The organism is Nocardioides sp. (assembly GCF_016462705.1).
Lineage (GTDB): Bacteria > Actinomycetota > Actinomycetes > Propionibacteriales > Nocardioidaceae > Nocardioides.
Window position 1 is genome coordinate 1 of the sequence record NZ_JAEMSS010000196.1, and the last position, 7247, is coordinate 7247.

Below are 7247 nucleotides of genomic sequence, written 5' to 3' on the forward strand. Positions count from 1 at the left end.
GTCCTCCGGGAGTCCAGCGCGGACACGAGCCGCGCGTCCTCGAGGACCCGGTCACGGAGCAGGAGCGGCGCGGCGAACGCCGGGACGCCGGCCAGGAGGGCCGCCGGGCTGGCCAGCACGGCACGGCGAGCGGTGCAGTCCCGGCACCGGTCGACGTGGCGGGCCACCCGCTTGCGGACCAGTGGAGTGAACTCGCCGTCCCAGTCGTCGAGCACGCTGGTCAGCTCGGCACAGTCCTGGCTCGAGGTCCGGGCGACCAGCAGCGCGCCGATGGACCGCTCGACCTGGTCCCGGAGCCGGCTGAGACCGACGTAGGCGTTCTCGGCGCTCATCCCCATCGTTTCGCCTAGCTCGGCGCCGTCCAGCCCCTGGCGCAGGTGCAGGTCGAGCATCGCGCGGTCCCGCTCGTTGAGCCCGCCCGCCGCGTCCCACACGAGGGAGCGCAGGGACTCCTGCTCGGCGACGGTCTCCGGAGCGGCGGCCTGGTCCGGCAGGTCGAGGAGATCCTCGTCCCCGCCGTACGCCGTGCGCGAGCGCGCCTTCAGCCGCCGCAGGCACTCACGTCTCACGACGGCGTACAACCACGGTCGGAGCCGGTCGGGGTCGCGGAGCTGGTCCAGCCGTTCGGCGGTCGAGACGAAGGCGTCGGCCACCGCGTCCGCTGCGTCCTCGCGGTGTCGCAGCATGGAGTAGGCGAAGTCGTGCAACCGGTCGGCGTAGCGGTCGTAGACCTGGGCGAACGCGTCGCGGTCCCCGGCGAGGACCCCCGAGACCAGCTCCGCGTCCGACGGCGCGATCATGCGCGCAGCCTAGGGCGTGGGCGGCGGTTCTGGTGGCGCATCGCGGGCACATCGTGCTCCTCCGGGTCGGGTGTCGGCACAGGTAGGAGGCGCGACCGGCGCGGACCTTGCAGGAAAACCCGCGGTGGATCGCCCGGGCGGTCGTCGGGCCGGTCTCAGACGCCCGCGCCGGCGCGGGCGCCGTCCTCGACCGCCTTCTGGACCAGGCCGGGCCGGGCGCAGTCGCCGACCGCCACCACCTCGACGTCCGGCAGCCCGGCGACGACCTCGTCGTACAGCGACGGGGCCGCGTGGACGGTCCCCGCCAGCACCACCGTGTCCGCCGGGTGGGTGCGCCGACGCCCCTCGGCCGGTGTGAAGTGCAGGCCTTCGGTCACGACCTCGTCGACGACCACCTCGGTGTGCAGCGTGACGCCGAGCCGGTCGAGGCGCAGGAGGTGCTCGGTCTTGCGCTTCCAGCCGATCTCCGGGGCGACGGTGTCGCCGGTCTCGAAGACTGCGACCCGGCGCCCGGAGACCGCGAGGGTCTCGGCCAGCTGGATCGCGGCCAGGCCGCCGCCGACGACCGCCACCCGCGCACCGACGGCCTCGAGGCCGGTGCCGGGCCCGGACAGGGGGAGGTCGTGGAGCCTCAGGACGTGCGGCAGGTCCTCGCCGGGGAGGTCCGGGTAGGTGACCCGACCCCCGCTCGCGACGACGACGGCGTCGGGCGACAGTGCGGCGACCAGAGCCCGGTCGGCGGCGACGCCCAGGCGCACCTCGATGGGAAGAGCCGCCACCTCGGCGAGGAGCCACTCGAGGAACGGGCGGTTGTCCGGGTGCACGGCCGCGGCGCCCACCAGGCGCCCACCGAGCCGGGCGTCCCGCTCCAGGAGGGTCACCCGGTGGCCGCGGCCGGCGGCGACCCGGGCCGCCTCCAGCCCGCCGGGTCCACCGCCGACGACCACCACGTGCCGGGGCGAGGTCGCCGGTGCGGGCGTCAGCTCGAGCTCCTTGCCGGTGCGCGGGTTGACCGCGCAGTCGACGGAGAACCTCAGCTCCATGGCATCGATGCAGTTCTCGCACGAGATGCAGCGGCGTACCCGCTCCGGTGTGCCGGCCGCCAACTTGCTCGGCAGGTCCGGGTCGGCGAGGAGCGGCCGCGCCATCGCCACGAAGTCGGCCCGGCCGTCCGCCAGGATCCGCTCGGCGAGCTCGGGGTCGTGGATCCGGCCGACGGCGATCACCGGGACGTCGACCACCTCGCGGACCGCGCCGGCGGCACCCACGTTGAGCCCGTCGCCGTCGTCGGAGCCGTTGACCATCTGCGTGACGTAGCGGTCGATCACGCCACCGCTGACGTGGAAGGCGTCGACACCGGCGGCGACGAGCCGAGGTGCGACCCCGGCGAGCTCGTAGGACGGCCGGCCACCGGCCACGCGCTCGTGGCCCGAGACCCGCAGGGTGACCGGGAAGTCGTCGCCGATCTCGGCGCGGATGGCGGCCAGCGCCTCGAGCACCGCGCGCCACCGGCCGCGCACCGTGCTGCCGCGGTAGCCGTCGCTCCTGCGGTTCCGCACCGGAGCCAGGAAGGACCCGAGCAGCATGTACCCGTGCGCGGCGTGCAGCTCGAGCCCGTCGTACCCGGCCTCCCGGACCCTGGTCGCGGCCGCTCGGTACTGGTCGAGCACCGTCGACCACTGCTCGGGACCGATCTCGGTGGAGGCGCGGCCGGTCAGGTAGGACTGGATCACCGAGGGTCCGAGCGAGTCGACGCCGAACATCTCCGGACCGAGGCCGTCCGGGCCCGCGTGCACGATCTGGGGCTGGATCCGAGCGCCGTGCTCGTGCACCGTCTCGACCAGCGCCCGGTGCGCGGGGAGGCTGTCGTCGGTGGCGATCTGGAGGCCTCCGGGGGTCTCCGGATGCCGGTGGTCGACACCGGTCGCGCCGACCGTGACCAGACCGACTCCTCCGGCGGCTCGCGCCGCGAAGTAGGCGCGGGTCCGCTCGGAGGGCAGGCCCTCGGGCGTGCCGTACAACGTCTCCATCGGTGACATCACGATGCGGTTGCGCACCCTCATCGACCCGATCCGCCCCGGGCGGAGCAGGTGGGGGAACCCCGTCACGTGCGGGAGGTCAGCCCGTCGCGGGCCGATCCACCGGGAAGCCGTGGCGGATCGCCCAGCCCACGGCCTGCGACCTGCTGGTCGCACCGATCTTGCGGTACGCCGTGCGGACGTAGGTCTTGATCGAGTTGGGGCTGAGGTAGAGGGCCTCCGCGATCTCCCGGTTGGTGTGTCCCTGCGCGATCATCGTCAGCACCTGCACCTCACGGGCGGTCAGCCCCACCTGTGCGCCCAGGCGCAGCTCGGCCTCGTGCTCGCCCGCCCGGGCACGGGCGTGCTTCCCGCTGGCCGCCGCCTCGACGGCCGCGAGGAGCTCGGACTCGCTGACGCCCATCGAGAACAGCCCGTCGGCGCCGAGCGCCAACGCCCGGGCCGCCAGGTCCGGCCTCAGGTCGCGGTCCATGGCGAGCACCTTGGCCGGGCTCGAGGCGAGCAGCTCCTTGAGGCCGGACAGGTCGCCGTCGGCCAGCTCGACCACGTCGAAGACGACCACGTCCGGCTCGCCGCCGTCGGGGTTGGAGACCACGGTGACCCGGTCCGGATGCCGGCCGAGCAGCGCGACCAGGCCGTGACGGACCACGTCCTGCGGGCTCACGACCGCCACGAGCAGGGGGTCGGGAGGCATGACCCGAATTCTGGGTCGCGGACCCGCTGAGGCAAGCACCCTCCCCTCACCCGAAGGGGTGGCTTTCGTCCGGTCAGCCGTCCGCGAACAGCTGGGACTGGTCGACCACCGGCCGGACGTCGGAGGACCCGACCCACCCGACGCCCGGCTCCAGACGCCGCACGACTCGGGCGGGGCTGCCGGCGACGACCGCGAAGTCCTCGATCACGCCGCGGACGACGGCGCCGGCCGCGACCACGACGTTGCGGCCGAGCCTGGCGCCGGGGAGGATGACCGCCCCGTGGCCGACCCACGTGCCGGACCCGATCGACACCGGCTGATGAGCGCCGAGCTGCTTGCCGATCGGCAGGCCAGGGTCCTGGTAGCCGTGGCTGGCGTCGGTGACGAAGACGCCCTGCCCGAAGAAGACGGCGTCGCCGATCTCGATCCGCTCGTGCGCGGTGATCGTGGTGCGGGCGCCCAGCACGCAACGGTCGCCGATGAACAGCCCCCGGCCCGCGAGGTGGAGGTCTCCCACCCCGTACCCGACCGAGAGCGTGGCGTGCCGGCCGACCAACGTGCCGGACCCGAGGTGGATCGCCTCCACGTTGAGCAGGGTGGCCGGCGGGTAGTCGATGCAGGTGCCCTCGCCGAAGCTGCCGAAGCGGTCCGCCGCATGGGTGCCGGGCACGATCTCGCCGGCCCGGGCCACCCAGAGCCGGGCGGCGTGGACACCGCGGTTGAGCAGCCGACCGACCGGGTTCACGGCGCGACTCTAGTGGTGCCGGGTCCGGTGGTGTCGGGACTGGTGGTGTCGGGACCGGTGCCGGGGGTCGGTCTCCCTCAGACGCCGAGCATGCAACCGGTGGACTGCCGCTTCAGGCCCGGGAAGACGGTCGGGATCGAGGCGCCGCCGAACCGCGCCTGCACGATGTCGGCGAGCACCTGGCGGTAGTCGGTGGTGACGGTCAGGTCCGAGTCGTAGCTGTTGCCCAGCCCTGGCCAGCGGCCGTGGTAGCCGCCCCGGACGCCGGCGCCTGCCACGAACATCACGTTGCCGTAGCCGTGGTCGGTCCCGTAGTTGTCGTTCTCCTGGACGCGCCGGCCGAACTCGCTGAGGGTGACCAGCGTGACCTTGGGTGCCTGCGTGCCGAGGTCTCCCAGGAAGGCGGCGACGGCCTCGGCGAACCCCTCGTTGTTGCCGTACATCCACCCGCCGTCCGGCCCGCCGGCGCCCGAGTGCATGTCCCAGTCGCCCTGGTCCACGGTGATCACCTCGACCCCGACGTCGCCGCGGATGATCCGGGCTGCCGTGGCCAGGGCCCGCCCGAGGTCGTTGCCGGGGTAGGCGTCGCGGTTGTCCTCGGTCGCCTCGACCGCGCCGAAGGTGTCGATCGCCGTCAGCGTGGCGGCCATGGAACGGCCCAGGGTGGTCCTGTTGCCGGACCACAGGGTGCGCACCGACGCCTCACGCCATCCCTCGTCACCGGCGCCGGGCAGGCCGACGTCCTCGACCCGGTCGGCCGACATGGCCGGTCGCGGCCCGAAGAGCGACGTGGGGATCATGCTGGAGCCGGCGCTGAAACCCTGGAGCGGGGCATCGCCGGGGGTCGTCCCGATCAGCCGGTTGAGCCAGCCGACCCGGGCCCGCGAGCCGGGGTCGGCGTCCTCGATCTCCTCCATCGCGTCGAAGTGCGACCGGTTGGCCACGGGTAGCCCGGCCGCGTGCACCGTCGCGACCTGGCCGGCCGTCCAGAGCGGCACGAGGGCGGCCATCGCCGGGTGCAGGCCGAACATGCCGTCCTTGACGAGCAGCCGGTCGGACGGGATCGCGATGTTGGGCCGGGCCCGGTAGTAGTCGGGGTCGGCATGGGGGACGACCATGTTGAGGCCGTCGGACCCGCCCCGCAGCGAGACCACCACGAGGACGGAGGCGGCGCTGGCGGCCATCGCGGGGGATGCCGTGACGACAGCCCCGCCCACCATCGTCGAGGCCCCCGCGAGGGCGAGCGCGCCGCCGAGGACGCCGCGACGGCTCACCCCGGTGGCGGTCCCGTAGGCGGAGCGTTGCATGGCGGCGTACTCGTCGCAGCAGGGCTGGGGGGAGCCGGCGGTGGTCGCAGTCATCTGGGTCTTCGGTCTCGTCGGAGTCATCGGGGTCACCGGCTGTAGTGGGCGGGGGAGTCGAGGATGGTGGCGAGGAGCCGGCCGAACTTCCACTCGATGAGCTCGTGGTCCTCGATGACGTAGTCCTTCGGCTTGACGTCGGTGGCCTTGCTGCACGCCTTGAGGAGCCGGGCATCGGAGTGCCGGTGCAGCAGCTGCTGGGAGAGGTGGTCGACGAGCTCGTCGAAGCGGACCGCCGGCCCGGGCATCCACTTCATCGGCTCCTTGTAGCCGACGGCCTCGTCGGGGTAGTGCCCGTGCGCGAGCTGCCAGTGCACGTCCATCGAACCCATCAGCCGCCCGGGAGAGGACCAGGACTCGTTGTCGATCGGCTGTCCGTCCGGGGCGGCCCAGCTGAAGGGGACCAGGCCGATGCCGCCGGCCTGCCAGAGCATGGCGGCGACCGCGGACCCCCGGTAGGCGTCCTCGTCGGCCGGAGGGCGGCGTACGTCGATCCGCAGGGCTCGGTAGGTCGCGACCAGGTCCTCGGCCGGGTCGCGCACCTTGTCGTCGACCGAGCGCTGGAACTGCTCGGAGTCGACCAGCTCGCGGAGCACCGGCACGATCGCCGTGTCGTTCTCCAGGTAGACCTTCGCCAGCTTCTTCACCAGCGACCTGGTGGCCTTGTCGCCGACGAACTTCTCGCAGAGCTTGGTGGCCAGGTGCTTGGCCGTGTCGGGGTGGTGGGCCAGGTAGCGCAGGTAGGACGCGGTCAGGGCCTTGCCGTTGGCCTTGCGGTTCTTGTCCTTGAAGCCCTTGACCTTGACCTTGCCGAGGTAGTGGTCGTCCTCGTGGTACTCGGGGCGCCACGTCTCCCACATGTCGACCGACCAGCCGGTGAGGATCCGGGCGGAGTTCTTGACGTCCTTCTCGTCGTAGCTGCCGGCGCCGACGGTGTGCAGCTCGAGGAGCTCGCGGCCGAGGTTCTCGTTGGGGTGCTCCTTGGTCGACTCCGCGGCGTCCAGGTAGATCAGCATCGCCGGGTGGGTGGTGGTGGCGAGCAGCATCTCGTCGAACCGGCCGAGCGCGTGCTCGCGGACGGCCCGGCCGTAGTCGACCCGGTGCGTGAACTGCGCGTCGCCGAGGGCGGGCACGTGCAGGTGGTTCTCCCAGAACTCCGCCATGACCTCGAAGACCTGCCGCTGCGAGACCATCCGGCGCATCATCGACCAGCGGGCGTAGTCGTTCATGACCTCCCAGCCGCCCTCGACCCCGGTGATCTGCCGTTCCCACAGTTCGCGAGGCCCGCGCTTGAGGCTCGGCCACCACGCCTGGAGCCGTCCTGCCTTCTTGTCCTTGATCGCGCTGGGCCTCAGCTGGCGTTCGAACCACTCCCGGGCCCCACCGGCCCGGCGCACGTCACGGGCCAGGTCCGGCGTCACGCCGTAGGAGAAGCGGCTGACCAGGTGCCGGTCGCGCCGGGAGAGGAGCGTGTCCTCGCCCTTGAAGCGAGCCGGGAGGTACGCCGACAGGTCGTCGTCCTCCGCGGCCACCGCGGCAGTGGCTGGGATCGACCCGCTGACGGCGGCCGTGGCGAGGGCACCGGCGACCGCGAACCGTCTCGCCAAC

At 72.9% G+C, this 7247-nt stretch carries 6 protein-coding genes; all 6 read right to left on the reverse strand.

Annotated elements, in window-relative coordinates:
- Positions 1 to 800 (reverse strand): sigma-70 family RNA polymerase sigma factor (locus JHD21_RS18890; protein WP_292678356.1); only part of this gene is annotated, 800 nt, incomplete at its 3' end.
- A gap of 155 nt (positions 801 to 955) precedes the next feature.
- Positions 956 to 2995, reverse strand: coding sequence for an FAD-dependent oxidoreductase (locus JHD21_RS18895; protein WP_365696346.1), 2040 nt, complete (start codon positions 2993 to 2995; stop codon positions 956 to 958).
- Positions 2919 to 3533, reverse strand: coding sequence for a response regulator transcription factor (locus JHD21_RS18900; protein WP_292678360.1), 615 nt, complete (start codon positions 3531 to 3533; stop codon positions 2919 to 2921). The genes JHD21_RS18895 and JHD21_RS18900 overlap by 77 nt, the downstream gene beginning before the upstream one ends.
- A gap of 73 nt (positions 3534 to 3606) precedes the next feature.
- Positions 3607 to 4278, reverse strand: a complete 672-nt coding sequence (locus JHD21_RS18905) for an acyltransferase (protein ID WP_292678362.1) — start codon at positions 4276 to 4278, stop codon at positions 3607 to 3609.
- Positions 4279 to 4355: 77 nt separating this feature from the next.
- Positions 4356 to 5639, reverse strand: coding sequence for a DUF1501 domain-containing protein (locus JHD21_RS18910; RefSeq protein WP_292678364.1), 1284 nt, complete (start codon positions 5637 to 5639; stop codon positions 4356 to 4358).
- 32 nt (positions 5640 to 5671) lie between these two features.
- The coding region (locus JHD21_RS18915; protein WP_292678366.1) for a DUF1800 domain-containing protein at positions 5672 to 7247 on the reverse strand (1576 nt) is incomplete at its 5' end.